Origin of the sequence: Comamonas odontotermitis, assembly GCF_014207855.1 — a bacterium.
Lineage (GTDB): Bacteria > Pseudomonadota > Gammaproteobacteria > Burkholderiales > Burkholderiaceae_C > Comamonas > Comamonas odontotermitis_A.
This window is the reverse complement of record NZ_JACHKZ010000003.1, coordinates 151,590-177,356: the sequence shown is the minus strand read 5'-3', so window position 1 is coordinate 177,356 and position 25,767 is coordinate 151,590. Positions and strand designations below refer to the sequence as shown.

Below are 25,767 nucleotides of genomic sequence, written 5' to 3'. Positions count from 1 at the left end.
TATATACAAAGTCCCGTACCTGCAATCGGCCAGGCTTGCGGCTATTCTTCTGCACTTTCCGCATTCTTATCTGCAAGGTTTCATCGCTCCATGGCAGCAGGCCTCAATCTCGCCCAATTGCAAGCAGTGCATTACACGCAAGGCCCCTGCCTGGTGCTCGCGGGCGCGGGCTCGGGCAAGACACGTGTGATCACGCACAAGATTGCCCGGCTGATCGAGACCGGCCTCGCGCCACGCAAGATTGCCGCCATCACCTTCACCAACAAGGCCGCCGCTGAAATGCGCGAACGCGCCAAGGGGCTGATCGGCAGAGCCGCCAATGATGTGCTGATATGCACCTTCCATGCCCTGGGCGTGAAGATGGTGCGCGAAGACGGCCATGTGCTGGGCCTGAAGCCCCAGTTCAGCATCCTCGACAGTGACGACGTAGTCGGTATCCTGAAGGATGCGGCTGGCGGCACCGCAGACGCAGCCACCGCACGCCAATGGCAGTGGACGATCAGCAAATGGAAGAACATGGGCCTGGATTACAAGGCGGCCCTCGCCCAGGCCGCGGACGACAACGAGCGCGCCATTGCCGTCATCATGCAGCGCTACGAAGAGCGCCTGACCGCCTACCAGAGTGTGGATTTTGACGACCTGATCGGCATGCCGCTGCGCCTGCTGCGCGACCACCCGGCCGTGCGTGCCAAATGGCAGGCCCACCTCGGCCATGTACTGGTCGACGAATACCAGGATACGAACGCCACCCAGTACGATCTGCTGAAACTGCTGGTGGGCGAGCAGGCCCATTTCACCGCCGTGGGTGACGATGACCAGAGCATCTACGGCTGGCGCGGCGCTACGCTGGACAACCTCAAGAAACTGCCGCTGGATTTTCCGCAGCTCAAGGTCATCAAGCTGGAGCAAAACTACCGCTCCACCAGCGCCATTCTGCGCGCGGCCAACAATGTGATCCAGCCCAACCCCAAACTGTTTCCCAAGACACTGTTCTCGGAACTGGGTGAGGGTGAGCCGGTGCGCATCGTCGACTGCGACACCGAAGAGCACGAGGCCGAGCGTGCCGTAGCGCGCATCATGAGCCTGCGCGCGAGCGCCAACCCGCCGCCGGACTGGAAGAACTTTGCCATCCTGTACCGTGCCAACCACCAGGCCAAGCCGTTTGAAAAGGCCTTGCGCCGCGCCAACGTGCCCTACAAGGTCTCAGGCGGCACCAGTTTTTTCGACCGCGCCGAGATCCGCGACCTGTGCGCCTGGTTCCGGTTGTGGATCAACAACGATGACGACCCGGCGTTCCTGCGCGCCATTACCAACCCCAAACGCGGCATCGGCCACACCACTCTGGGTCGGCTGGGCGAATTCTCGAAGGCGCACCACTGCAGCATGTTCGGGGCGCTCTTCAACAGCATGCTCGAAGACGCCATGCCCGCCAAAGGCCGCGAAAGCCTGCTGGAATTTGGCCGCTACATCAACGACCTGGAATACCGGGCACGCCAGACACGCGGAGCCGAGGAATCACTCGCCTTTCTGATGGAATGGCTCAAGGAGATTGGTTACGAACAGCACCTGTACGATGCCGAAGACAGCGAAAAGCTCGCGGCCGCGCGCTGGACCAATGTGCTCGAATTCTGCGAATGGATGGCCCAGCGTGCGGGCGGCCAGACCTCGACGACCGCCGACGTCACCACCACCAGCGAGACCAAGAGCCTTCTGGAAGTCTCGCAGACCATTGCCCTGCTCTCGACCATCAGCGAGCGCGAAAAGGAGCAGGACATGGTGGTGCTCTCGACCTTGCACGCCAGCAAAGGGCTCGAATGGCCACATGTCATGTTGATCGGCGTCAATGAAGGGCTGCTGCCCTTCAAGTTGGACGACGACGATGGCCGCCAGCAAAAGGTGACCGACGACGTCGCCCTGCGGCTGCAGGAAGAGCGCCGCTTGATGTATGTGGGCATCACCCGCGCGCAACGCTCGCTGGCCGTGAGCTGGACCAAGCGCCGCAAAAAGGGACGCGAGCTGGTCTCCGCCCTGCCCAGCCGTTTTATTGAAGAAATGGGGCTGGACCAAAGCACCGCCCGCGAAGACCCCCGCGAAAAGCTGCGCAAGCTGCGTGAGGAATTTGCCAAAAAGGCGCAAAGCGCCAGCAACAGCGCCGGTCCCGGCACCTCTTGATTGACATGAAAAACACTATATTTTTAATAGCTGCCACTGCATTATTGTTAAGCGCCTGCGCCACAAATCAGCAAAAACCGCGCCCCGCTTGCCCCACGGCGGCCCAAACCGATCAGCCCGAGCTGCTAGGCCGCTGGACAGCCACCATGGCAGGCCAGCCCGGCCCGATCCAGCTGCAGCTGGCGCCTCACCCCGAATGGAATGGCACGGTCAAAGGAAGCATTGCGCGCCCTGCGGGTCGCTCTGTCGTCGTGGGAGATGTCAACCAGGGCAAGCTGACGATGGAAGAATCAGCTGATGGAAAAAAAGTAAGCGGCACATGGCTCGGTGATGTGGTGGAAGGCAGCTGCGGCCGTGAGATCCGGGGTGACTGGCTGGATGACCAAGACAACACCGTCCCTTTCGTCATGCGCAAACAGCCGCAATAATGTGCGACCGCGCAACCCCACTCGCATCTGCGCGCACCTTGCTCAAACACCCATGAAAACCATTTTCTTTGCGCGCACCCCGCTGGCGCTGGCCAGCTCTGCCCTGGGCGCCTGCCTGGGCCTGCCCGCAGCCTGGGCGCAAAACGCCCCGGCCTTTGCGGCCAATACCACGGATGCAGCCTGGCGCCAATGCACCTTGCAGCAGGACGGCAGCGCACGCCTGGCCTGCTTTGACCAATGGGCGCAGCAGCAAAGCGGCAAGCCTGCGGCGATGGAGCCCACACCAGCCCCATCCATGGCTGCAGCAACGGCTTCGGCTGCTGAGCCCGCATCTGCCAGCACGGGTCTGCGAGTACCACCCACCGCGCTGGCTGCGGCTGAAGACCTTCCGCCTTCCATCGGTGGCTGCCGTAACAATGCCTACACCGAGATGTCACGCTTCTGGGAACTGGAAGCAGGCACCGATTGCGGCAAATTCAGCTTCCGCGGTTACCGGCCGCTGTCCGTGTCGGTTGCGGCGGCAGACCATGTCAACCAGCAGCCAACCTCTGGCAACCCCGCCAACTCGGCCCCCACCGCCGAGCCTTACCAGAAGCAGGAGATGCGTATCCAGCTGTCGGTACGCACCAAGCTCGCTCAAAATCTGCTGACCGATCCCAACGGCAAGCTGCGCGATTCGCTGTGGATCGGCTACACCGGCCTGTCGTACTGGCAGGTGTTCAACTCGGACATGTCGCGCCCCTTTCGCACCACCGACCATGAGCCCGAGATCTTCTACGTCTACCCCACCACGGCGCAATTGCCGTTTGGCTGGCGCTGGCGCTACAGCGGGGTGGGCCTCGTGCACCAGTCCAATGGCCAGAGCGATCCGCTCTCGCGCAGCTGGAACCGCACCTACCTGATGACCGGGCTTGAGCTGGACAACCGGCTGCAGCTGCAGGCCAAGGTCTGGCACCGCATCAAGGAAAGCGCCGAGGACGACAACAACCCCGGCATCCAGAACTACATTGGCCGCGGCGAGTTGAAGCTCGGCTGGAACGTGAACCAGCGCAACTGGATGGGCCTCACCGCCCGAGGTTCGCTCAACGGCCATGGCAAGGGATCGGGGCGCGTGGAGTGGATGCACACGCTGGGCGAAGGCTGGATGGGCGGCAAGAGCAATCTGCGCCTGCACGCCCAGTTGTTCCACGGCTATGGCGACAGCCTGATCGACTACAACTACAAGCGCACGGTGTTCTCGCTGGGCTTCAGCCTGCTGGACTTCTAAAAGTCTTTTTTAGGCTGACAACCGCACCAGCTGCTGGCACAGATCCGATTGCGGATCTTCCAGCCCGTGCAGCACCGAAAAATGATCGCACCCGGGCAAGGCTGCGTGCCCCGACACATTGCCCACGGCCTGCCAGGCTGCATGCATCAGCAGGGACTGGCGCTCGAACTCGCTTTGCTCGCGCTCGCCCCACACCAGGTGTATGGGCGTGGCACAGCTGCGGGCGCCAAACGCGGGAGAGTTGCGAACGATTACCCCCTCATCAAGCTGAATCAGGGGCTGCAAGTAGCTGTAGCGTAGCGGAGCGATGTCGTAGATACCGCTGATCAACAGCGCACCGCGCAACGGGTCATCGGGCAGACCATAGTCTCTGGCCCAAGGCGTTTGCAGGCACATGGCGCCCAGCTGGCCGCCAGCAGAGTGACCTCCCACCACCACCCGGCCAGGGTCGCCGCCATAGGCTTCGATATGACGAAAAACCCATGCCAGACTGGCGCGACACTGGCGCACGATTTCATCGATGCCGACCTGCGGACACAGGGCATAGTTCACCACCACCGTGCAAAAACCCAAGGCCTGCGGCCCCCAGGCGACGCAGCTGAATTCTTTGGAAGTATTGGCCCGCCAGTACCCGCCGTGGAAGAAGATGAACACCGGCGCCGCCGCACCGCCGGGCGCGGGGAAAATATCCAGCGTCTCGGCCAGGGTGGCTCCAAATGCAATGTCCAGCTCACAGCGCAGTTGCGCCCGGGCAAGGGCGCTGCGCTGCACAAAATGCTGGCGCGCTGCTACCGGGTCTGCCACGGGCCGCAGCGGATCGTAGGCTGCATCGATCTGCGTCTGCGATTCAAAATCGCGGTAGAGCCTGGGGGGCGAGATGGCCACGGCAACCGCCTGTTCAGCTCGCATCCGGCACCACGGCCGTCACCTCGATCTCGACCTTGGCACGGTCTTCAATCAAGGCCGCCACCTGCACCGCCGTCATGGCGGCGTTGAAGCTGCCGATCAACTCACGGTAGGCCTTGCCGATCTCGGCCTGCTGGGCCAGGTATTCTTTCTTGTCGGTGATGTACCAGGTCATGCGCACGATGTGTTCGGGCCTGGCGCCGCCTTCTTCGAGCACGGCCACAATGTTCTGCAATGCCTGACGCACCTGCCCCGCCAGATCATCGGTGTGGAACACGCCTTGCGCATCCCAGCCGATCATGCCGGCCACGAACAGCTGGCGCCCGGTGACCGTCACGCCATTGGCATAGCCCTTGGGCCGGGGCCACCCCTGGGGAAGTAGTACTTGCATAGCGATTCCTTTCCAGATCAAAAAACTATTGCGCGCCGTCGCCCGCCATCCAGCGCTCAATCGCCGCGCGTATGGGACCGGGCACGGCCACAGCTGCGTGGCTGTCCAGGTTGGTAAAGACCAGCACCTTGCGAGCCATGGCACGCAGCACACCATCTCTGCCCACGCAGCGCAGCACCAGCTCCAGCGAGCGGCTGCCCAACCTCTGCACAGCCAGATCCAGGTGCACGGCATCGCCCATGCGGGCAATGGCGCGAAAATCGCATTCCAGATGCACGATGGGCAGGCCCGTTCGCTCAGGCCCCAGCATCTGCGCGTAGGGGTGCATGAGCGCCTCGTTGAACCAGTCTTCCACCAGCCCGTTGAACAGCACCAGGTACTGCGGGAAGAAAATGATGCCCGCCGGATCGCAGTGTGCAAAGCGGATACCCAGGCTGCTGCGGAAAAACGGGCCTTGCTCGGGCCAGGTCAGGGCTGCCATCTCAGATTCCGATATAGCGCTGCCAGACCTCGGGCTGGTCTTGCAATTGCGCAGAAGGGCCCTGCCACACCACCTGACCGCGCTCGATGATCGTGTGGCGATCGGCCAGACCCATCAGGCGCTTGACGTACTTGTCAATCACCAGAATGGTCTGCCCCTGTGCACGCAGGGCAGCAAGACAGCTCCAGATTTCTTCGCGGATCAATGGCGCCAGGCCCTCGGTGGCTTCGTCCAGAATCAATAGGTGTGGGTTCGTCATCAACGCCCGCCCAACGGCCAGCATCTGCTGCTCTCCGCCCGACAGCCGGTTGCCCAGATTGCCCGAGCGCTCCGCCAGACGCGGAAACAGCGTGTACACCCGCTCCAGCGACCAGGGGTTTTCCGAGGCGTTGCGGTTGGCGGCAAAGGCCAGCAAGTTCTCCTGCACGGTCAGATTCGCAAAAATCTGCCGCCCTTCAGGCACCACGGCCATGCCCATGCGTGCAATGCGATCAGCCGCCAGCCGCTCGATGCGCTCGCCCCGAAAACGGATGCTGCCGCTGCTCGCCGGGGTGATGCCCAGCAGGCTGCGCACCGTCGTGGTCTTGCCCATGCCGTTGCGCCCGAGCAAGGTGGCCACCTCGCCCGCTCCAATCTGCATATGCATGCCAAACAGCACCTGGCTGCTGCCGTAGCTGGTCTGCAGCTGCTCAACTTCCAGCAGAGCCGTCATGGCGCCACCTCCTCTGCCTCATCGCCCAGATAGGCGCGTTTGACCTCGGCATGGTTGCGAATCTCTTGGGGCGTACCGCTGGCAATCACCTTGCCAAACACCAGGGTCGATATGCGGTCGGCCAGGCGGAACACCGCATCCATGTCATGCTCGACCAGCAGGATCGTCGTATCCCGCCGCAGCTGTTGCAACAGCGTCACCATGCTTTCGGATTCTTCGGGCCCCATGCCTGCCATGGGCTCGTCAAGCAGCAACATGCGCGGCCGCGTGGCAAGAGCCAGCCCCACTTCCAGCTGGCGCTGCTCGCCATGCGCAAGCAGGCCGGCCGGCTGCTGCAGCTGGGCCGCCAGCCCCACCCGCGCCGCCACCTCGGCAGCCAGCGCGTAGCGTGCGCTTTCATGGCGCGCGGGACGCCAGAAGCGCCAGCTGGAGCCATCGCGCGCCTGCACGGCCAGCGCAATGTTCTCCAGCACCGACAGGCGCTTGAAAATACTGGTGATCTGGTAGGAGCGCACCAGTCCGCGCTGCACCCGCGCGGGCATCGCCACGGCGTGGATGGCATCACCCGCAAAAAGAATCCGGCCTTCATCGGACGCGAGAGCCCCCGACAGCTGATGGATCAGAGTGGTCTTGCCTGCACCATTGGGGCCGATCAGCGCATGGATTTCGCCAGCATGCACATCAAAGCTGGCATGGTCGGTGGCCGTGAGCCCGCCAAAGCGCTTGACCAGACCCTGCACCTGCAGCAAAGGCGTCGCCACTGTTTTCATGGTTTTCTCCACATGCCGCGCCGCAGGCTCAGCAATCCATTGGGAGCCACCAGCACCACGATTAGCAATACCGCGCCCAGGCCCAGTTGCCAATGCATGGTATAGGCCGCCAGCACCTCTTCCAGCAGCAAAAACACGGCTGCACCCAGCAGGCCGCCATACAGATGCCCCACCCCACCCAGAATGACCATGATCAGCAGAATGCCGGACTGCGTCCACTGCAGCATGCCCGGCCCCACAAAGCTGCTCTGGTTGGCCAGCATGGCGCCCGCCAGCCCGGCAAAGGCGCCCGCAATCGTGAAAGCCGCCAGTTTGTAGCGATAGACCGGAAATCCAATCGCGGACATGCGGATCTCGTTTTCCTTGATCGCCTGCAGCACATGACCAAACCGCGCATTGAGCATGCGCGCCATCAGCAGCACGCAGAGGCTCACCAGCGCCAGCACCACATAGTAGAAAGTCGTGTCGTCGCCCAGATCCAGCCCCAGGCCGATGTGCGAACGGGCAGGCAGCGACAGGCCATCGTCTCCGCCCAGGGCCTTGAACGACATGATCAGGTAATACAGCATCTGCGCAAATGCCAGCGTGATCATGATGAAGTACACCCCTTGCGTGCGCAGGCTGATCGCGCCCACCACCAGAGCAAAGCCTGCCCCCAGCAGCATCGCCAGCGGCCAGGCCAGCCAGGCGGAAGCCACGCCTTGCTGCATCAGCACGCCGACCGTGTAGGCGCCCAGGCCCATGAAGGCCGCGTGGCCGAAGCTGACCATGCCACCAAACCCGAGGATGAAGTTGAGGCTTGCTGCGGCCAACGCAAACACCAGCACGCGGCTGGCCACGCCAATATAGAAATCCTCGTTCATCGCGCGGGCGAGCAGGGGCAAGGCCACGAGCAGCAGAAAAACAGGCAGCATCACCCGCCAGTGGAGGCGATGGTCCAGGATGCTGTGCCGCGCGGGGCCGCTGGCAGCCGAATAGGGAGCAGAGGTGTCAGTCATGGGCGGGAAACAGGCCTTGGGGTTTGTAGAACAGCACGGCTGCCATCAGCACATAAATCAGAATCGAAGCCACAGCCGGGCCCGCATTCGCGGCAACGTCCGGCCCCATGGTTTTCGCGAACAGCAGAGGCACCAGGGTTCGGCCCGCCGTGTCGACAACGCCCACCAGCAAGGCACCCAGCAGTGCGCCCCGTATCGAACCAATGCCGCCAATCACGATCACCACGAACGCCAGAATCAGAATGCTCTCGCCCATGCCCACCTGCACCGCCAGCAGCGGGCCGAGCATCCCGCCCGCCACGGCGCACAGGGCTGCACCGAGCGCAAACACCAGAGTGAACAGGCGACGCACGTTGGCCCCCATGGCGGTTGCCATTTCGCGGTTGGCGGCACCGGCGCGCACCTGCATGCCAAAGCGGGTCCGCGTGACCAGCAACCACAGCAGCAAAGCAACCAGCAGGCCTACGCCGATGATCAGCAGGCGGTATGCAGGGTAGGAGAAGCCGCTCATCAGCTCCACCGGTCCGGCCAGGGCCGCAGGCGGGTTCAGCATCAAGGGCTGCGCTCCCCAGATGATGCGCACGATTTCGTTGCTCATCAGCAAGATGGCAAAGGTGCCCATCACCTGCGACAGATGGTCGCGGTGGTAGAGCCTGCGCAAAATGGTGCACTCCAACAGCACGCCCACCACCACCGTGGCCAGCACGCCCAAGCCCAGGCCCAGCCAGAACGAGCCCGTGGCCTGGCTGAAGGTGGCCACCAGATAGGCCCCAATCATGTAGAGCGAGCCATGGGCCAGGTTGATCATGTCCATGATGCCGAAGACGAGCGTCAGCCCGGCTGCGAGCAGGAAAAGCATCAGACCGAACTGCAGTCCGTTGAGCGATTGCTCCAAAATCAAGATGGCGTTCATCGAAGTCGGCTATTCATGAAGACAGGGCCCAGGGCACATGCGACTGGCGTGACCCACATGCGGGCACCGGGCAAGGGCCGCACAGCGGCCCGGGAGCTTGCTCATAAGTTCTGCATCTTGCAGTCCTTGACGTAGGCATCCTGGTGGTTCTTGAACACCGTGCCCACCGTGCGGTTGGTCAGTTTGCCCTGGGCATCCTTGGTCACCACACGCAGGTAGTAATCCTGCACCGGAAAGTGGTTGGTGTTGAACTTGAACGCACCACGCACCGATTCGAATTTGGCCGCCTCCAGCGCCTTGCGCAGTGCAGCCTTGTCGTCGAGCTTGCCCTTGACATCGCGCACGGCAGCATCCATCAGCTTTGCAGCGTCATAGCCGTGCGATGCATACAGAGACGGCATGCGGCCAAACTCCTTCTGGAAATCCGCCACAAACTTCTTGTTTGCCGCGTTGTCCAGGTCATGCGCCCATTGCGAGGTGTTGAAGGTGCCCAGCATCGACTCACCCACCGCTCGGATCACGTCTTCATCCGCCGAGAAGCCCGGGGCGTACAGGGTCATGTCCTTGGACAGACCAGCGCCGACGAACTGCTTGATGAAGTTCACACCCAGACCGCCGGGCAGAAAGATATACACGCCGTCGACATTGGCCGCGCGCATCTTGGAGAGCTCCGCGCCGTAGTCGAGCTGGTTGAGCGCGGTATAGGTCTCCATGCCAATCTCGCCCTTGTAGAAGCGCTTGAAGCCCGCGATCGAATCCTTGCCTGCCGGGTAATTGGGCGCAATCAGCGCCACGCGCTTGAAACCCTTGTCCTGCATGGTCTTGCCAGCCGCCTCATGCAGTGCGTCGTTTTGCTGCGACACATTGAAGAAGTAGGGATTGCACTGCGCCCCGGCGTATTGCGATGGGCCTGCATTGGGGCTGATGAAGAAAGTCTTGTTCTGAAAGGCCGGTTGCCCGACGGCCAGCATCACGTTCGAGAACACCGTACCCGTCATGAAGTCCACCTTGTCGCGCTTGAGCAGACGTTCTGCAGTCTGCTTGGCCACTTCAGGGTTCTGCTGGTCGTCAACCACCACCACCTCGGCTGGCAGATTGCCGATCTTGCCGTTCATGTGCTTGACGGCCAGGTTGAACCCGTCGCGGATATCGACGCCCAGCCCCGCGCCCGGCCCGGAGAGCGTGCTGAGCAGGCCGACTTTCACCTGGTCTGCCGCGTAGGCACTGCCAGCCATCAGGGCACCGATGGACAGGGCCACCAGACTGTGTTGCAAGGAATGGCGCTTCATGGTTTTCTCCTCGTTGCTGTTCGTGAAAATTTCACCGAGCCGATACTATGCCGGGCTGTGCAGCCGAAACCGTTGTAGTTTTCCCGTAGCCGTGCGCGGCAATTGATCTACAAAGGCTATGGCACGCGGGTATTTGTAGGGCGCGACGGTGCGCTTGACGAAGTCTTGCAGCTCTTTGACCATGGCTTCGCCCCCCGCGTGCCCAGAACGCAACACTACAAAGGCCTTGACGATCTGGCCACGCTCGCTGTCGGGCACGCCAATCACTGCACATTCGGCGACGGCAGCATGGGCCATGAGGGCGTCTTCCACCTCGGGAGCTGCGATGTTGTAGCCCGCAGAGATGATCATGTCATCGGTGCGCGCCTGGTAGATGAAGTAGCCGTCGGCATCCATCAGATATGCGTCACCCGTGAGATTCCAGCCATGCTGCACATATTGGGTCTGACGGCTGTCAGCCAGGTAGCGGCACCCCGTGGGGCCCAACACGGCCAGCCGGCCCACGGTGCCAGGCGGCACCTCGTTGCCCTGCTCGTCCACCACCTTGGCATGGTAGCCGGGCACGGCCTTGCCCGTGGCGCCGGGCCGCGTGTCTTCCTCGCGGTGCGAGATGAAGATATGCAGCATCTCGGTGGAACCAATGCCATCGATGATCTCGATGCCCGTCGCATCCTTCCACAATGCGCGCGTGGATGCCGTCAGCGCCTCGCCCGCCGAGACACATTTGCGCAGCGGGGTACTGCGGATGAGCTCGCCCTGCTGGGCCATGACGCGGTACGACGTGGGCGCCGTGAACACCACCGTGGCGCCAAAGCGCTCTATGCCGTCCGCCAGCTGGGCCGGTCCCGCCTTCTCCAGCAACACCATCGATGCACCGATGGACATGGGAAACAGCACCTGGCCGCCCAGCCCGAAGGTGAAGGCAATCGGAGGGCTGCCAACAAACACATCGTCGGCATGGGCGCGCAATATGCTTTGCGGCCAGCAAGCGCAGATGGCCATCACGTCGCGGTGGAAATGCATGGTTGCCTTGGGCACGCCCGTGGTGCCCGAGGTAAAGCCCAGCAGACAGGTATCGGTGGCCGCCGTCTCCACGGCGTCGAAATGCGGCGAGGCTTGTGCCATGAGCGCTTCGAGCGAATCGTCGCCCTCGGCCCGAACATTGAAAAAGCGGATCGATTGCAGAGCCGGGCTCTTCTGCTGCGCCCCCAGCACCTCGGCGCGCTGCGCGTCGTCACACAGCGCATGGCTGATCTTGGCGATATCGGCGATGGTAGACAGCTCCTTGGCACGCAACAGGGGCATGGCCGCCACCGCAATGCCACCGGCCTTGACCACACCGAACCAGCAAGCCACCAACATGGGGTTGTTGGGGCCACACAGCAGCACACGGTTGCCAGGCACCAGCCCCATCGCCCCGGTGAGTACGCTGGCGATGCGGTTGGCCCGGTCCTGCAAATCGGCATAGCTCCATCGCACGCCCTCGGCCTGTATGCACAGCCGGTCGCCGCGTCCTTCTCTCACATGGCGGTCCAGTAACTCAGCCGCACAGTTCAGTCGTTCAGGAAACTGCAGCTCGGGCAGTTCAAACACATAGTCGGGCTGCAGCTCGGCGGGTGGCAGATTGTCGGCAGCAAAAGTGTCGATATGGGCGGTGTAGGGCATGGCTTGGTCTCCTAGGCCTGTACGCTCTTGAGCAGCTCGCGTGCAATGATGAGCTGCTGCACCTCGGTGGCGCCTTCGTAGATGCGCAGCGCACGAATCTCGCGGTACAGACGCTCCACCGGCTGATCGCTGACCACGCCCAGCCCGCCCCAGATCTGCACCGCCGCGTCGATGACCTGCTGCGCGTTCTCAGTGGCCGTCATCTTGGCCATTGCCGCTTCGCGCGTCACGTTCTCGCCCTGGTCACGTTGCCAGGCCGCGCGGTAGGTGAGCAGCGCCGCGCTGTCGATCTGCGTGGCCATCTGCGCGAGTTTGGCCTGGGTGAGCTGAAAATCAGCAAGCACGCCGCCGAACATCTTGCGCGCGGTGGCACGCTGCAGCGCCTCATCCAGCGCGCGGCGTGCAAAACCAAGTGCGGCTGCAGCCACCGAGGTGCGAAACACGTCCAGTGTGCGCATGGCCACCTTGAAGCCTTCGCCGCCCGCGCCCACGCGCTGGGCCACAGGCACCCGGCAATCGGTGAATTTCAGCCGCGCCAGCGGGTGCGGCGCGATCACATCGATGCGCTCGGCGATCTCGAAACCCGGCGTACCCGCATCGACGATCAACGCCGAGATGCCGCGCGAGCCCGGTGCCTCGCCCGTGCGCACAAAAACCACGTAGAAATCTGCGATGCCACCGTTGGATATCCAGGTCTTCTCGCCATTGATCACATAGTGGTCGCCATCGAGCCGTGCCTCGCAGGCCATGGCCGCCACATCCGATCCAGCCTCGGGCTCGGACAGCGCGAAGGCAGCAATCGCCTCGCCCGTCGCCACCTTGCCCAGATAACGCTGCTTCTGATCTGGCGTGCCTGCCAAGCTGATGGCGCCGGAGCCCAGGCCCTGCATGGCAAAAGCAAAGTCGGCCAGGCCATTGTGACGCGCCAGTGTTTCGCGGATCAGGCAGATGGCGCGCGTGTCGATCTGCGGGCCTGCGCCACCATGCGCAGCCCCTGCCACCGCATGGCGCAACCAGCCGCCAGCGCCCAGAGCCTTGACCAACTGGCGGCAATCACCGTCGGTGTCGCTGCTGTGCACATGCGCTGCATGCCGGGCCGCCCAGGCATCGAGCTCCTGCGCCAGTAGCGCGTGGCGGGCCTCAAAGAAAGGCCACTTCAGATAGCTACTGTCTGCCATGTCAGTTTCCTTGGAATTGCGGCTTTTGCTTGGCGACGAACGCATGGTAGGCACGCGAGAAATCTTCGGTCAGCATGCAAAGGGCCTGGGCCTGGGCTTCAGCTTCGATGGCCTGCTCCACCGTCATCGCCCATTCCTGGTGCAGCATGGTCTTGGTGATGCCATTGGCAAAGGTCGGGCCGGCAGCCAGATCGCTGGCCAGCCTGTGCGCCTGCTCCAGCAAGGCATCGGGTTCGCACAGGCGGTTGAAGAAACCCCAGCGCTCGCCCTCTTCGCCGCCCAGACTGCGGCCTGTATAGAGCAGCTCGCTCGCCCGGCCCTGGCCGATGAGGCGCGGCAAGATGGCGCAGGCGCCCATGTCGCAGCCCGCCAGACCCACGCGGTTGAAGAGAAAGGCCGTCTTGCTGCGCGCCGTGCCCAGCCGCATGTCAGAAGCCATCGCCATGATGGCGCCTGCACCGGCGCAGACACCATCGACGGCAGCAACGATGGGCTGCGGGCAGGCGCGCATGGTCTTGACCAGCTCGCCCGTCATGCGGGTGAACATCAAAAGCTCAGGCGCCTTGAGCTGCACCAGCGGGCCGATGATCTCGTGCACATCACCGCCCGAGCAGAAATTGCCGCCCGCCCCCACCAGCACCACCGCCTTGACATCCTGCGCCCACTTGAGGTTGTGGAACAGATCGCGCAGCTCGGCGTAGGACTCGAAAGTCAGCGGGTTCTTGCGCTCGGCGCGGTTGAGCGTGATCGTGGCGACGCCGCCTTCCACCTGCCACAGAAAGTGCTGTGCCTGGTAGCCCGCCAGCTGCTGGTGATTACCCGCCACCAGGGCAGGATCGATTGTGTATTCACTCATCTTGGTCTCCATTCACATCACTTCGCCGCCTGCCACCGCAATGGCCTGGCCGGTGACGGCGCCAGCGCCCGGGCCGCACAGCCACAGCACGGCGTCGGCCACCTCCTGCGGCTGCACCAGCCTGCCCTGGGGGTTGCTTTTGACGAATTCAGCCATTGCCTGCTCGGGCGAACGACCGGTCTTTTCCACCACGCGCGCAATGCTCTCTCGCACGATTTCGGTCTCGGTATAGCCGGGGCAGACCGCATTGACCGTCACGCCCTTGGTGGCAAACTCCAGCGCCAGCGAGCGGGTCAATCCCACCACACCGTGCTTGGCCGCACAGTACGCCGCCACGTAGGCGTAGCCCGCCAGCCCCGCCGTGCTCGCCACATTGACGATGCGCCCATAGCCCGCTGCCGCCATCGCGGGCAGCACCTGCTGCATGCACAGCATGGAGCCCGTCAGGTTGACGGCCAGCATGCGCTGCCACAGCGCCGTATCCATCTTCATGAACGGAGCGCTCTGCGCCTGGCCTGCATTGTTGACGAGGATATTGACAGCGCCTTGCGCATGCACAGCCTGCGCAAAAGCCGTCTTCACCTCAGATTCCTGGGCGACATCGGCCAGCTCCATGCGGCATTGCCCGGGGAATTCATCCACGAGCCTGCGCAGCGGCTCGGCCCTGCGCCCCAGCACCGTAACCCTGGCTCCACGCGCCAGCAATTGCCGCGCAATCGCCTCGCCAATGCCCTGGCCCGCGCCGGTCACCAACGCGTGTTGATCGTTCAGATCACCGCTCATCTCAGTGCCCCCCGGCCGGAGCCACCGCGCCAGCTTGCTGCGCCTTCTCGCGCTCGAACAGGGTTTCCATCTGGCGTTTGCCCTGATAGTACGGCTTGGGCCAGGCGATGGCGGTGTAGCCGATCTTGGCCGCCTCGGTCAGCGTCCAGGCCGGGTTGGCCAGGTGCGGGCGGGCTACGGCGCACAGATCAGCGCGGCCCGCTGCGATGATGGAGTTGGCGTGGTCTGCCTCACTGATCGCCCCCACGGCCATGGTGGCAATGCCTGCCTCCTGGCGAATGCGGTCAGCGAATGGCGTCTGGAACATACGGCCATACACCGGCTTTTCCTGCTTGCTGACCTGGCCGGACGAGCAGTCGATCAGATCCGCACCTGCGGCCTTGAAGGCCTTGGCAATTTCTACCGCCTCTTCGGGTGTGACACCGCCCGGCACCCAATCGTGGGCCGAAATGCGCACGGACATGGGTCGGTCTTCGGGCCAGACGACGCGCACTGCGCGGAACACTTCGAGCGGATAGCGCAGCCGGTTTTCCAGACTGCCGCCATATTCGTCGTCGCGGTGATTCGTCAGTGGCGAGATGAAGCTGGAGAGCAGGTAGCCGTGGGCGCAGTGCAGCTCCAGCCAATCGGCGCCGATATCGGCCGCCATCTGCGCGCCATGCACGAACTGGGCTTTGACTTCGTCCATGTCCGCGCGTGTCATCTGCCGGGATATCTGGCTCACGCCTTCCAGGTATTGCTGGGGCGAGGCAGAGAAGATGGGCCAGTTGCCCTCGGGCAGCGGCAGATCGGTGCCATCCCAGGCCAGGCGCGTCGATGCCTTGGCGCCCGCGTGGCCGATCTGCATGGCGAACTTGGCATCGGTATGGGCATGGATCCAGTCAGCAATGCGCTTCCAGGCCACTTTCTGCGCTTCGCTATACGTACCGGGGCAACCGGGAGTGATACGCCCCTCAGGGCTCACGCAGGCCATCTCGGCAAACACCAGCCCTGCGCCACCCATGGCACGCGCACCCAGGTGCACCAGGTGGTAGTCGCCGGGCACGCCATCCACCGCCGAGTATTGGGCCATGGGCGATACCACGATACGGTTCTTGAGCGTGAGACCGCGTAGCGTATAAGGCAGAAACATCGGCGGCGGCGCCTTGCCTGCCTTGCCGTCATCGATGTGCACACCATTCTTCTCGGCCAGCCATCGCTCATAGCCACCCAGCCATGCCGCATCGCGCAGGCGCAGATTCTCGTGGCTGATGCGCTGGCTGCGCGTGAGCATGGAGTACATGAACTGCTCGGGCTCGAACTGGTCGCAGTAGCGGCGGCCACAGGCCTCGAACCACTCCATCGCATTCCAGGCTGCGTTCTGAATGCGCAGTGTCTCCACACGGCGCGCTTCCTGGTAGGCAGCGAGTACTTCGGGGATACGCGATGGCGCAGCACCCAGGGCCTTGAACTGGCGCGCCAGCTCGATCGCGTCTTCAATCGCCAGCTTGGTGCCCGAGCCAATGGCAAAGTGCGCCGTGTGCACGGCATCGCCCATCAGCACCACATGGCTGCCCTTGGTATTCTGGAGCCACCACTGGTCGCACACCACGCGCTGGAAGTTGATCCACGCCGAGCCACGCAGATGGCGCGCATTGGTCATCAGCTTCTCGCCCTGCAGGTTGTCCGCAAAGAGCTTTTCACAGAAGTCGATGGATTGCTGCTGGTCAGCCGTATCGAGACCACTGGCCTTCCAGGTGTCTTCGGTGGTCTCGACGATGAAGGTTGAAGTCTTGTCGTCGAACTTGTAGATGTGCGCCTGGAACCAGCCATGCTCCGTACGCACGAAATCGAAGGTGAAGGCCTCGTAGACCTTGTTCGTGCCCAGCCAGATGAAACGATTGGGGCGGGTGACGATGTCTGGCCTGAAAGTGTCGGCATATCGGGTGCGGATGCGCGAGTTCACGCCGTCGCTGGCGATGATGAGGTCGGCATCGGGATAGTCTTCATCGGACTGCACATCGGTCTCGAATACCAGCTTCACACCCAGTTGCTCGCAGCGCGCCTGCAGGATGTTGAGCAGGTGCTTGCGGCCAATACCGACAAAGCCGTGGCCGCCAGAGCGAATCCTGCGGCCCTTGAACAGCAGCTCGATGTCGTCCCAGTGGTTGAAGGCCTCCTCGATCTGCGCAGCCGTGGCCGGATCCCATTCGCGCATGTTGTCCATGGTTGCGTCGGAAAACACCACACCCCAGCCAAAGGTGTCATAGGGCTTGTTGCGTTCCACGACGGTCACGTCGTGCGAAGCGTCCATCTGCTTCATCAGCAGTGCAAAGTACAAACCTGCGGGACCGCCACCGATGCAGACAATTTTCATCGCGACCGAGCTCCTTCAAATTGCTTTATGTCTAAATTATTTATGAATGAATATTTGAATAGAATACGAAGTAACCCTGAGTCTCCTGTGCCCGCGTTGAGGCACGATATCCCTATGGCCGCCATTCCAGATATGCATTCGATTGCTGCTACCGATGCGCCCGGGCGCGAAGCCGGTTTGTCACACGACGACCACCAGGCCGTACGCCTGTGGCTGCGCCTGCTCACCTGCAGCACCCAGATAGAGCAAGTGATCCGCAGCAACCTGCGCACGCAGTTCGGCACCACCTTGCCGCGCTTTGACTACCTGGCGCAGCTCAGCCGCTTTCCCAAGGGCCTGCGCATGAGCACCTTGTCGGAATACCTGATGGTGACCGGCGGCAACATCACCGGCCTGACCGACCAGCTCGTGGCCGAAGGCTGGGTGGAAAGAGTGGCGGATGGCGATGACCGGCGCGCCATGATCGTGCGCATGACGCGCGACGGTAAGAAACACTTCAGCACCATGGCGCAAGCCCATGAGCAGTGGCTCGACCAGCTGCTGGCCCCACTGGGTACGCAAGCAGCGCGCGACCTGTATGACCAGCTCGGCAAACTGCGCCAGACCCTGGCACAGACAGATGGCCTCGCCTCTTCCAACTGATGGGTGCCCTGGCAATCGCTCATTTTCGGGATATTTCACGGCATACGCATTTTTCGCCATTAGATATGCAATAAGCTTCGTTGCATTTACCTGGCAGGCCTCTCAAAATAATTCATATTGATTTTCAACATGGGAATTCGCCATCCAATGGGTGCCCATGGCAATATCAGCATGAATATCCTCCTGATCAGCAGCAGTCCGACGCTGCCCTCCCGCTCTACCGCATTATTGGCAAGCTTTGGTGAAAAGCTCAAAAGCATCGCAGGCATCCACACCTCATCACTGTCCATCCGCGACCTGCCCCCGCAAAGCCTGCTGCACGCCGACTGGAACAACGCCCTCCTGGCCCAGGCCATTGCAGCGGTAGATGCAGCCGATGCCCTGGTCATTGCCACGCCCATCTACAAAGCGGCCTACAGCGGCCTGCTCAAGGCATTTCTGGATCTGCTGCCGCAATACGGGTTGCGAGACAAAGCCGTTCTACCGCTGGCAACGGGCGGCAGCCCCCACCACATGCTCGCACTCGACTATGCGCTGCGCCCGGTTCTGCAGTCCATGGGCCCGCGGTTGGTGCTGCCCAGCGTGTATGCCACCGATGCACAGATCACCGCCCAGACCTTGGGCGGCTACCAGATTGCACACGACATCCACGCCCGCCTTGATGAGTCTCTTGCTCTGCTGACCCAGGCACGGCCCTACATCTACAGCGCCGCCAAGGATCAGACACCCGCAGCGGCATAAAGCCCCACCAGCACCTCTTCAAAAAGCCTTGAGCCCCATGCTCAAGGCTTTTTTCTATGGGCTAGCATTATCAAAAATTAATCAAGATCCGCATAAAACCTTAACGAATAACCAAATACCAAAAACTACTCAATTCAAACATATAAATCAATTTACGCATGACCATCTGCGAATAAGTAGCAGCAGCAATGAATATTGAAAGATATTATTTTTGACATATTCACCGCTACCAGCCTAGCGCTACTTTTTCATGACATACCGCCTCTCGCTGCTCGACAAAAGCCCTATTCCGCCGGGCGCCACCGCCGCCTTGGCGCTTCGATCCACCCTGGCCATGGCGCAGCGCGCCGAAGCGCTGGGCTACCACCGGTTCTGGGTGGCAGAGCACCATGGCAACCCCCAGGTGGCGGGCTCCGCCCCCGAAATCCTGGTCGCCTGGCTGCTGGCGCATACCAGGCGCATCCGCATCGGCTCGGGCGGCGTCATGCTGCAGCACTACAGCCCCTACAAAGTGGCCGAAGTTTTCAGGTTGCTATCGGCCCTGGCGCCTGACCGGGTGGACCTGGGCATTGGCAAGGCGCCTGGCGGTCTGCCGCAGTCCACACGCGCCCTGCAAGCGCGCCACGACCGGTCGCAGCCGCAGGGCTTCGACAGCCTGCTCAGCGATCTGGACGGCTTTCTGCGTGACGACTTGCCCGCCGGGCACCCGTTGGCGGCATCGCGCGCGCTGCCTGCGCCTGGCACCTTGCCCCAATGCGTGCTGCTCGGAGCCTCTCCCGACAGCGCCCACCTCGCATCGCGCCTGGGCTGGGGCTTTTCCTACGCAGGGCACTTCAACGACGACCCGGCCCTGCTCACCCGCACCACGGCCGCCTACCGCACGAGCAGCGGCCGCGCGCCCTCGATGGCCGTCTATGCCTTTGCTGCCTATGACCGCGCCAAGGCTGAAGAGCTGGTTGCAAACGTGCGCATCTTCAAGCTGCATTTGCCCACCGGCCAAAGCTTCAACCTGCAAAGCCGTGAAGCTGCCGCAGAGTTTGCACAGCAAGCCGGAATCAGCGACTACCGGCTGGAAGAGACCCGCCCCCATGTCATTGCGGGCACCGCTGATGACGTGCACGAAGCGCTGACGGCCTTGCACCAGCAACACGGCATCGATGAATTCGTCATCGACACGCCGGTTCCATTTTTTGAAGAACGCCTGGCATCGATAGAGCTGATAGCCAAGGCGCAACCCGCCGTTGCCGAGCTGGCGGCCGCCTGACGTTTTACCGAAAGTCCACCATGAGCAAATCCCCCATCCGTTTTGGCCTGATGCTGCACGGCGCAGGCGCCCACATGAATGCCTGGCGCCACCCCAGCGTACCGGCGGACGCCAGCGTCAACCTGCAGCACTACATCTCACTCACCCAAAAGGCCGAAGCCCATGGCATTGCCTTTGCGTTTGTCGCCGATGGCCTCTACATCAACGAAAAATCCATTCCGCACTTCCTCAACCGTTTCGAGCCCATTTCCGTCCTCTCGGCGCTGGCCACAGTCACCAGCAAGATCGGCCTCGCAGGCACGGTATCCACCTCCTACAGCGACCCCTTCACCATCGCACGGCAGTTCGCCTCGCTCGATCTGATCAGCGGGGGCCGCGCAGGCTGGAATGTGGTCACCACACCGCTCGAAGGCTCGGCGCTGAACTACAGCCGCAAGCACCCCGAGCATGCGCTGCGCTACCAGATCGCCGACGAGTACCTGCAAGTCACCCAAGGCTTGTGGGACAGCTGGGACGACGGTGCCTTTGTCCGCAACCGTGATAGCGGCCAGTTCTTTGACCGCAGCAAGCTGCACACGCTCGATCACGAAGGCCGCTTCTTCCAGGTGGCAGGGCCCCTCAACATCCAGCGCTCGCCCCAGGGCCAGCCCGTGATCTTCCAGGCAGGCTCATCGGATGCGGGTATCGATCTTGCTGGCAAATATGCCGACGCCGTCTTCACGCATTCGCCATCGCTGGAGGAAACCCGCGAGTTCTCGCGCAAAGTCAAGGCCAGTGCCATCAGCCATGGCCGACTGGCCAGCGATGTGAAGATATTCCCAGGCATCAACGTGGTGACCGCCGCCACCGATGAAGAGGCCAACGCCAAATACGAACGCGTGCGCAACCTGCTGGGTATTGACGAAGCGCTGGCCTACCTGGGCCGCTACTTTGATCACCACGATTTCACCCAATACCCGCTGGATGCGCCCTTCCCCGAGCTGGGCGACATCGGCCGCAACAGCTTCCGCTCCACCACCGACCGCATCAAGGCCGATGCCAAGGCGCAGGGGCTGACCCTGCGCCAGGTGGCCCTACAGGCGGCTACGCCCAAATCCAACTTCGTGGGCTCCGGCAAGCAGATTGCCGAGCAAATCACCCATTGGGTGGACGCAGGCGCCGCAGACGGCTTCATCCTCCAGTTCCCCGTCAGTACCGAAGGCCTGGATGACTTCGTCACGCACGTGCTGCCTGTGCTCGAAGCCAGTGGCCGCTATGAACGCACGCTGACCGGCCAGACCTTGCGCGACCATCTCGGCCTGCCGCGCAAGGCCAGCCGGTACGAAGCGGCGGAAGACACGCTCGAATCCCGACGGGTCGCCTGATGAACAGCGCCACCATCACCGAACCCGTCGCCCAGCCACGCAGCGCACACCGCCTGCGGGTGGAAAACGGCATTGCCCGCCATGCGCAGAGCTTCATCGCCCTGCGCCGCGATATCCACCAGCACCCCGAGCTATCGTTTCAGGAGCATCGAACCTCCGCCCTGGTGGCCAAGGTTCTGACCGAATGGGGCTACGAGGTATTCCCCGGCATTGCCGGCACGGGGGTGGTTGGCCGTCTGAAAAAGGGCCAGGGCAACAAAACCCTGGGCCTGCGCGCCGACATGGATGCGCTGCCGATCCAGGAGGCCACCGGCCTGCCCTATGCAAGCCAGAACGCAGGTGTGATGCATGCCTGCGGCCACGACGGCCACACCGCCATTCTGTTGGCAGCGGCCCGCTTTCTGGCCGAGCAAGGCGCGTTCGATGGCACGCTGCACCTGATTTTTCAGCCTGCGGAAGAGCTAGGCGCAGGCGCCAAAAAGATGATCAGCGAAGGCTTGTTCGAACGCTTTCCCTGCGACGCCATCTATGGCCTGCACAACTGGCCCGGCGTCGGCGCCGGGCACCTGGGCTGCGTGGAAGGCCCGGCCATGGCCTCCATCGACTACGCCAAGGTCACCATCACCGGCCAAGGTGGCCACGGTGCCGAGCCGCACCAGGCCGTCGATCCCGTGCTGGCGAGCGCGCACGTGATCACCGCCTTGCAAAGCGTGGTCTCCCGCAACGTCGATCCGCTGGAGATGGGCGTGGTCACGGTGGGCTCCATCCACGGTGGCCATGCGGCCAATGTCATCCCCGATCAGGTGGAGCTGCAGCTCACGGCGCGCTCGTTCAAGCCCGAGGTGCGCAGTACGCTGAAAAACCGCCTGCGGGCATTGGCGCAAGCCCAGGCGGAAAGTCTGGGGGCGCAAGCCCATGTGGATTTCAAGAATGGTTTTCCGCCTGTCATCAACCACCCGCAGGAGACGCAGTTTGCGCGCGATGTAGCCGTGGATGCGCTGGGTGAGGATTTTGTGGATTCGCACTTTCGCCCACGCACGGCCAGCGAGGACTTTGCCTACCTGCTGCAGGCGCGGCCCGGCAGCTTCCTGTTTCTGGGCAATGGCGATAGCGCCTCACTGCACAACCCGCGGTATGACTTCAACGACGCCATTCTGGCACCGGCCGCTGCCTACTGGGTGCACCTGGTAGAGCGCTTTCTTGCCCCATGATTCGAGGAGTTTTCATGCGCTCTGACATCTTTGTCTACACCAGCTTGCAAGACCCGCGCGCCCAGCCTTTGATCGAGGAATTGGGGCGGGAGTATGAAAGCCGCTATGGCGATTTCTATCTGCAGGAATCTGGCGTGCCAGAAATCCAGCGCTACCCCGCCGAGGTATTCACACCGGCCCAGGGCGGCAACTTTCTGCTGCTGCTGCGCAGCGGCCACGCGGTCGCGGGTGGCGCGTTCAAGCGATTGGATGCGAACACCGCAGAGTTCAAACGCATCTGGACGGACAGCCGCCTGCGTCGCCAGGGATTGGCAAGTTCAGTCCTGGCTGAGCTGGAAGCGCAGGCCCTGCGCCAGGGCTACCAACGGGTTTTTCTCACCACGGGTTTTCGCCAACCCGAAGCCGTGGGGCTGTACCTGGGCCATGGCTACCAGCGCCTGTTCGACCCGCGTGCCGATCTGCAGGCGTTGCGAAAACTGCCTTTTGAAAAACACCTGACATCCGTGCCCAGCAGCCATGCACACAGGCCCTCCACCAACGCACTGCAAGCGTCCCAGCTCGCCCGTGCCTGAGCCCTCTGAGAACCGAGCTACACCATGAACACCACCACCCTGGCACCACCCAACGCCGCCATTGATGAGGCGCCCACAGCTGCAGCGCCTGCATTCCGTCGCCGCGACTATGCATCGCTGCGCATTGTTCCGGCGCGCTACCCTGCACGCACCATTGGCACCATCATTTCGCTGATTCTGATTGGCGCCGTCCTCAACTCCGTACTCGGCAACCCACGCTGGGGCTGGCCGGTCTTTGCAGAATGGTTTTTTGCCGAACCCGTGCTGGTGGGGCTGGGCCGCACACTCATCCTGACAGCGCTGGGGGCTGCGCTGGGCTTCACGCTGGGCACCGGCCTGGCATTGGCCCGCGTCTCGCGCTCGCCCTTGCTGCGCGCGCTGGCCTGGACGTTTGTGTGGATCTTCCGCTCCATCCCGCTCATCGTGCTGCTGCTCATTCTGAACAACCTGGGCTACCTGTACGAGACCGTATGGCTGGGTGTGCCTTTTACCGGCATCACCTGGGCCGAGTGGAGCACCACGCAGCTGGTCACCCCGTTTCTGGCAGCGGTGATCGGGCTGACGCTGAACCAGGCAGCCTATTCCTCCGAGATCATCCGTGGCGGCATTCTGTCGGTGGACCAGGGCCAGCATGAGGCCGCTGCCGCGCTGGGCCTACCGCGCCGCCGCCAGGCCTTCCGCATTGTGCTGCCACAGGCCATGCGCTCCATCCTGCCTTCTGCGTTCAACGACATCATCGGTCTGGCCAAGGGCACATCCAATGCCTACATCCTGGCCCTGCCCGAGCTGTTCTACACCATCCAGATCATCTACCGCCGCAACCTGGAGGTGATTCCGCTGCTGATGGTGGCGACCGTCTGGTACCTGATCATTCTCTCGGTGCTCTCCGTCATCCAGGCGCAGGTGGAGCGCCACTATGCGCGCGGCGCGCTACGCCAGCTGCCGCCCACCCTGCTGGGGCGCGCCTGGGCCTGGTTGCGCCCGGCAGCAGCGCCTTCGGCACACGCAGCCCCGGCAGCCACCGAAGAGCCCCCGGCGCGCACCGCTGCATGGACCCACTCCAACACCGTTGGCGGACATGTCGAGGTGCAAGCCGTCTCCAAAAGCTACAACGGCGTTCGCGTGCTCAACAATGTGTCGCTGCACGTTCCTTCGGGCAGCGTAACGGTCATCCTGGGCCAGTCGGGCTCCGGCAAGTCCACCTTGCTGCGCTCCATCAACCACCTGGAGCGGGTGGACAGCGGATTCATCGCCATTGATGGAGACCTGGTGGGCTACCGCCAGGAAGGTGACACCCTGTACGAACTCAAGGAAAAAGACATTCTCGCCCGCCGCGCCGATGTGGGCATGGTGTTCCAGAACTTCAACCTCTTCCCGCACCTGAGCGTGCTGGACAACGTGGCGGAAGCACCTGTCTCGGTGCGTGGCCTGCCCCGTGCCGAAGCCGAGGCACTGGCCCGCGAACTGCTGGCCCGTGTCGGCCTTGCTCACAAGGCAGACGCTTTCCCCCGCCAGCTGTCCGGCGGCCAGCAGCAGCGTGTGGCCATCGCCCGGGCATTGGCGCTCAAGCCCAAGGTGCTGTTGTTTGACGAGCCCACCTCGGCCCTCGATCCCGAGCTGGTCAACGAGGTACTCGATGTGATCAAGGAACTGGCCCGCACTGGCACCACCTTGCTCATCGTTACCCATGAAATCGGCTTTGCCCGTGAGGTGGCGGACACCGTGGTCTTCATGGACCAGGGCCGCATCATCGAAAGCGGCTCTCCCCACAAAGTGCTGCAGCACCCCGACCACCCCCGCCTGCGCGAGTTCCTCGCCAAAGTGCTGTAGATCGCCAGACCATTCCCTTTCACTGACATCGAAGAATCGAGAACATGCAACGTCGTCATCTGATCCACACCACAGTCGCTGCGCTGTCCCTGCTTGCACTGCCTGCCTGGGCGCAGCCCGCCGCTCCTGACCTGAGCCCCGAGCAGGCTGGCCGCCCCCGGTCTGGCAAGGTAGAAGAAGCCATCCGCCAACTCAACCCGCAATTCAAGTTTGCCAAGGAGGGCGCTCTGGTGGTTGGCACCACCACGGGCCGCCTGCCGTTTGGTGCCTATGCCACCGACAACAAAACCCCGGTGGGCAATGCCCCGGATATTGCGCAACTGGTGGCCGACAGCCTGGGCCGCAGGCTGGAGCTGGTATCGGTGGCCTGGGCCGACTGGCCGCTGGGTCTGCAATCGGGCAAGTTCGATGTGGTGATCTCCAACGTCACGGTGACCGAAGAGCGCAAGGAGAAATTCGATTTCTCGACCTACCGCAACGACACCCTGGGCTTTTACGTGGCCAAGAACAGCAAGGTCCAGGCCATCAAGGAGCCCAAGGACGTCGCCGGTCTCAAGGTGATCGTCGGCGCCAGCACCAACCAGGAGCAGGTGCTGCTGCGCTGGAATGAGCAGAACATCAAGGCCGGCCTCAAACCGGTGGAAGTGCAGTACTACGACGATGACGTGGTGCTGTATCTGGCACTGGCCTCGGGCCGCGCAGATACCTATTTCGCGCCCAATGGCATTGCGGCCTACAACGCCCGCGATGGAAAGACACGACTCGTTGGCCTGTTCTCGGGCGGCTGGCCGCAGTCGGCAGAAATCGCAGTCACCTCGCGCAAAGGCTCGGGCATTGCTGATGCCATCACCACCGCACTCAATGCGCAGATCGGCAACGGCAACTACGCCAAGGCGCTGGAGCGCTGGAGCCTGCAGTCCGAAGCCATCACCACATCACGCACCAACCCGCCCGGCCTGCCTCGGAAATGAAGCCCGC

24 protein-coding genes are annotated in these 25,767 nt (G+C 62.8%); 11 read left to right on the top strand and 13 right to left on the bottom strand.

Annotated features, from left to right (window positions below; all coding sequences use genetic code 11):
- The first annotated feature begins 90 nt into the window (after window positions 1–90).
- The 3 genes from HNP33_RS04105 (at window position 91) to HNP33_RS04095 (ending at window position 3,867) form a co-directional block, all read left to right on the top strand.
- Window positions 91–2,172 (top strand): ATP-dependent helicase, encoded by a 2,082-nt coding sequence (locus HNP33_RS04105; protein ID WP_184705569.1) that lies wholly within the window; start codon window positions 91–93, stop codon window positions 2,170–2,172.
- A 146-nt stretch (window positions 2,173–2,318) separates the two neighbouring features.
- The gene (locus HNP33_RS04100; RefSeq protein ID WP_233464348.1) at window positions 2,319–2,600 is read left to right on the top strand and encodes a hypothetical protein; all 282 of its coding nucleotides are present in this window, start codon (window positions 2,319–2,321) and stop codon (window positions 2,598–2,600) included.
- A 52-nt stretch (window positions 2,601–2,652) separates the two neighbouring features.
- The gene (locus HNP33_RS04095; RefSeq protein ID WP_184705565.1) at window positions 2,653–3,867 is read left to right on the top strand and encodes a phospholipase A; all 1,215 of its coding nucleotides are present in this window, start codon (window positions 2,653–2,655) and stop codon (window positions 3,865–3,867) included.
- 9 nt (window positions 3,868–3,876) lie between these two features.
- Here HNP33_RS04095 and HNP33_RS04090 read toward each other — a convergent pair whose 3' ends face one another.
- The 13 genes from HNP33_RS04090 to HNP33_RS04030 all read right to left on the bottom strand — a co-directional run bounded on the left by HNP33_RS04090 (window position 3,877) and on the right by HNP33_RS04030 (window position 17,165).
- Window positions 3,877–4,776 carry an alpha/beta hydrolase gene (locus HNP33_RS04090; RefSeq protein WP_184705563.1) on the bottom strand — a complete coding sequence of 300 codons (900 nt, stop codon included), beginning with the start codon at window positions 4,774–4,776 and terminating at the stop codon, window positions 3,877–3,879.
- Window positions 4,766–5,164 (bottom strand): RidA family protein, encoded by a 399-nt coding sequence (locus HNP33_RS04085; RefSeq protein ID WP_184705560.1) that lies wholly within the window; start codon window positions 5,162–5,164, stop codon window positions 4,766–4,768. Before HNP33_RS04085 ends, HNP33_RS04090 begins: the two co-directional genes overlap by 11 nt.
- Before the next feature lie 25 nt (window positions 5,165–5,189).
- Window positions 5,190–5,645 (bottom strand): acyl-CoA thioesterase, encoded by a 456-nt coding sequence (locus tag HNP33_RS04080; RefSeq protein WP_184705559.1) that lies wholly within the window; start codon window positions 5,643–5,645, stop codon window positions 5,190–5,192.
- A gap of 1 nt (window position 5,646) precedes the next feature.
- Window positions 5,647–6,357, bottom strand: a complete 711-nt coding sequence (locus HNP33_RS04075; protein WP_184705557.1) for an ABC transporter ATP-binding protein — start codon at window positions 6,355–6,357, stop codon at window positions 5,647–5,649.
- Window positions 6,354–7,127, bottom strand: coding sequence for an ABC transporter ATP-binding protein (locus tag HNP33_RS04070; protein WP_184705555.1), 774 nt, complete (start codon window positions 7,125–7,127; stop codon window positions 6,354–6,356). Before HNP33_RS04070 ends, HNP33_RS04075 begins: the two co-directional genes overlap by 4 nt.
- Window positions 7,124–8,125, bottom strand: a complete 1,002-nt coding sequence (locus tag HNP33_RS04065) for a branched-chain amino acid ABC transporter permease (RefSeq protein ID WP_184705553.1) — start codon at window positions 8,123–8,125, stop codon at window positions 7,124–7,126. Before HNP33_RS04065 ends, HNP33_RS04070 begins: the two co-directional genes overlap by 4 nt.
- Window positions 8,118–9,038 carry a branched-chain amino acid ABC transporter permease gene (locus HNP33_RS04060; protein ID WP_184705551.1) on the bottom strand — a complete coding sequence of 307 codons (921 nt, stop codon included), beginning with the start codon at window positions 9,036–9,038 and terminating at the stop codon, window positions 8,118–8,120. Before HNP33_RS04060 ends, HNP33_RS04065 begins: the two co-directional genes overlap by 8 nt.
- Before the next feature lie 101 nt (window positions 9,039–9,139).
- A complete protein-coding gene (locus HNP33_RS04055; RefSeq protein WP_184705549.1) occupies window positions 9,140–10,327 on the bottom strand; it encodes an ABC transporter substrate-binding protein in 1,188 nt (395 codons plus the stop codon).
- A gap of 45 nt (window positions 10,328–10,372) precedes the next feature.
- Window positions 10,373–11,992, bottom strand: a complete 1,620-nt coding sequence (locus HNP33_RS04050; RefSeq protein WP_184705547.1) for a benzoate-CoA ligase family protein — start codon at window positions 11,990–11,992, stop codon at window positions 10,373–10,375.
- 11 nt (window positions 11,993–12,003) lie between these two features.
- Window positions 12,004–13,170, bottom strand: a complete 1,167-nt coding sequence (locus HNP33_RS04045) for an acyl-CoA dehydrogenase family protein (protein ID WP_184705545.1) — start codon at window positions 13,168–13,170, stop codon at window positions 12,004–12,006.
- A 1-nt stretch (window position 13,171) separates the two neighbouring features.
- A complete protein-coding gene (locus tag HNP33_RS04040; protein ID WP_184705543.1) occupies window positions 13,172–14,026 on the bottom strand; it encodes an enoyl-CoA hydratase family protein in 855 nt (284 codons plus the stop codon).
- A 12-nt stretch (window positions 14,027–14,038) separates the two neighbouring features.
- Window positions 14,039–14,809, bottom strand: coding sequence for an SDR family NAD(P)-dependent oxidoreductase (locus HNP33_RS04035; protein ID WP_184705541.1), 771 nt, complete (start codon window positions 14,807–14,809; stop codon window positions 14,039–14,041).
- Window position 14,810: 1 nt separating this feature from the next.
- Complete coding sequence (locus HNP33_RS04030) at window positions 14,811–17,165, bottom strand: bifunctional salicylyl-CoA 5-hydroxylase/oxidoreductase (protein WP_184705539.1); 2,355 nt, start codon at window positions 17,163–17,165, stop codon at window positions 14,811–14,813.
- A gap of 114 nt (window positions 17,166–17,279) precedes the next feature.
- Here HNP33_RS04030 and HNP33_RS04025 point away from each other — a divergent pair, with 114 nt between their 5' ends.
- From HNP33_RS04025 to HNP33_RS03990, 8 genes are all read left to right on the top strand, one after another.
- Complete coding sequence (locus HNP33_RS04025) at window positions 17,280–17,807, top strand: MarR family transcriptional regulator (RefSeq protein ID WP_184705537.1); 528 nt, start codon at window positions 17,280–17,282, stop codon at window positions 17,805–17,807.
- 171 nt (window positions 17,808–17,978) lie between these two features.
- Complete coding sequence (gene ssuE, locus HNP33_RS04020; protein ID WP_184705535.1) at window positions 17,979–18,548, top strand: NADPH-dependent FMN reductase; 570 nt, start codon at window positions 17,979–17,981, stop codon at window positions 18,546–18,548.
- A gap of 250 nt (window positions 18,549–18,798) precedes the next feature.
- Window positions 18,799–19,812, top strand: a complete 1,014-nt coding sequence (locus HNP33_RS04015; protein WP_184705533.1) for an LLM class flavin-dependent oxidoreductase — start codon at window positions 18,799–18,801, stop codon at window positions 19,810–19,812.
- Window positions 19,813–19,832: 20 nt separating this feature from the next.
- Entirely contained in the window at window positions 19,833–21,176 is a 1,344-nt protein-coding gene (locus HNP33_RS04010; protein WP_184705531.1) for an LLM class flavin-dependent oxidoreductase, read from the top strand.
- Entirely contained in the window at window positions 21,176–22,387 is a 1,212-nt protein-coding gene (locus tag HNP33_RS04005) for a M20 aminoacylase family protein (protein WP_184705530.1), read from the top strand. The genes HNP33_RS04010 and HNP33_RS04005 overlap by 1 nt, the downstream gene beginning before the upstream one ends.
- A gap of 14 nt (window positions 22,388–22,401) precedes the next feature.
- A complete protein-coding gene (locus HNP33_RS04000) occupies window positions 22,402–22,959 on the top strand; it encodes a GNAT family N-acetyltransferase (RefSeq protein ID WP_184705528.1) in 558 nt (185 codons plus the stop codon).
- A 24-nt stretch (window positions 22,960–22,983) separates the two neighbouring features.
- Window positions 22,984–24,789, top strand: a complete 1,806-nt coding sequence (locus tag HNP33_RS03995; RefSeq protein ID WP_184705526.1) for an amino acid ABC transporter permease/ATP-binding protein — start codon at window positions 22,984–22,986, stop codon at window positions 24,787–24,789.
- 44 nt (window positions 24,790–24,833) lie between these two features.
- Entirely contained in the window at window positions 24,834–25,760 is a 927-nt protein-coding gene (locus HNP33_RS03990) for an ABC transporter substrate-binding protein (protein ID WP_184705513.1), read from the top strand.
- Window positions 25,761–25,767: the final 7 nt, after the last annotated feature.

Excerpts from the sequence above, each read along its gene's own strand:
- HNP33_RS04105 (WP_184705569.1), top strand. The coding sequence starts at position 91 with ATGGCAGCAGGCCTCAATCTCGCCCAATTGCAAGCAGTGCATTACACG.
- HNP33_RS04100 (WP_233464348.1), top strand. The coding sequence starts at position 2,319 with ATGGCAGGCCAGCCCGGCCCGATCCAGCTGCAGCTGGCGCCTCACCCC.
- HNP33_RS04095 (WP_184705565.1), top strand. The coding sequence starts at position 2,653 with ATGAAAACCATTTTCTTTGCGCGCACCCCGCTGGCGCTGGCCAGCTCT.
- HNP33_RS04090 (WP_184705563.1), bottom strand. The coding sequence starts at position 4,776 with ATGCGAGCTGAACAGGCGGTTGCCGTGGCCATCTCGCCCCCCAGGCTC.
- HNP33_RS04085 (WP_184705560.1), bottom strand. The coding sequence starts at position 5,164 with ATGCAAGTACTACTTCCCCAGGGGTGGCCCCGGCCCAAGGGCTATGCC.
- HNP33_RS04080 (WP_184705559.1), bottom strand. The coding sequence starts at position 5,645 with ATGGCAGCCCTGACCTGGCCCGAGCAAGGCCCGTTTTTCCGCAGCAGC.
- HNP33_RS04075 (WP_184705557.1), bottom strand. The coding sequence starts at position 6,357 with ATGACGGCTCTGCTGGAAGTTGAGCAGCTGCAGACCAGCTACGGCAGC.
- HNP33_RS04070 (WP_184705555.1), bottom strand. The coding sequence starts at position 7,127 with ATGAAAACAGTGGCGACGCCTTTGCTGCAGGTGCAGGGTCTGGTCAAG.
- HNP33_RS04065 (WP_184705553.1), bottom strand. The coding sequence starts at position 8,125 with ATGACTGACACCTCTGCTCCCTATTCGGCTGCCAGCGGCCCCGCGCGG.
- HNP33_RS04060 (WP_184705551.1), bottom strand. The coding sequence starts at position 9,038 with ATGAACGCCATCTTGATTTTGGAGCAATCGCTCAACGGACTGCAGTTC.
- HNP33_RS04055 (WP_184705549.1), bottom strand. The coding sequence starts at position 10,327 with ATGAAGCGCCATTCCTTGCAACACAGTCTGGTGGCCCTGTCCATCGGT.
- HNP33_RS04050 (WP_184705547.1), bottom strand. The coding sequence starts at position 11,992 with ATGCCCTACACCGCCCATATCGACACTTTTGCTGCCGACAATCTGCCA.
- HNP33_RS04045 (WP_184705545.1), bottom strand. The coding sequence starts at position 13,170 with ATGGCAGACAGTAGCTATCTGAAGTGGCCTTTCTTTGAGGCCCGCCAC.
- HNP33_RS04040 (WP_184705543.1), bottom strand. The coding sequence starts at position 14,026 with ATGAGTGAATACACAATCGATCCTGCCCTGGTGGCGGGTAATCACCAG.
- HNP33_RS04035 (WP_184705541.1), bottom strand. The coding sequence starts at position 14,809 with ATGAGCGGTGATCTGAACGATCAACACGCGTTGGTGACCGGCGCGGGC.
- HNP33_RS04030 (WP_184705539.1), bottom strand. The coding sequence starts at position 17,165 with ATGAAAATTGTCTGCATCGGTGGCGGTCCCGCAGGTTTGTACTTTGCA.
- HNP33_RS04025 (WP_184705537.1), top strand. The coding sequence starts at position 17,280 with ATGGCCGCCATTCCAGATATGCATTCGATTGCTGCTACCGATGCGCCC.
- ssuE (WP_184705535.1), top strand. The coding sequence starts at position 17,979 with ATGAATATCCTCCTGATCAGCAGCAGTCCGACGCTGCCCTCCCGCTCT.
- HNP33_RS04015 (WP_184705533.1), top strand. The coding sequence starts at position 18,799 with ATGACATACCGCCTCTCGCTGCTCGACAAAAGCCCTATTCCGCCGGGC.
- HNP33_RS04010 (WP_184705531.1), top strand. The coding sequence starts at position 19,833 with ATGAGCAAATCCCCCATCCGTTTTGGCCTGATGCTGCACGGCGCAGGC.
- HNP33_RS04005 (WP_184705530.1), top strand. The coding sequence starts at position 21,176 with ATGAACAGCGCCACCATCACCGAACCCGTCGCCCAGCCACGCAGCGCA.
- HNP33_RS04000 (WP_184705528.1), top strand. The coding sequence starts at position 22,402 with ATGCGCTCTGACATCTTTGTCTACACCAGCTTGCAAGACCCGCGCGCC.
- HNP33_RS03995 (WP_184705526.1), top strand. The coding sequence starts at position 22,984 with ATGAACACCACCACCCTGGCACCACCCAACGCCGCCATTGATGAGGCG.
- HNP33_RS03990 (WP_184705513.1), top strand. The coding sequence starts at position 24,834 with ATGCAACGTCGTCATCTGATCCACACCACAGTCGCTGCGCTGTCCCTG.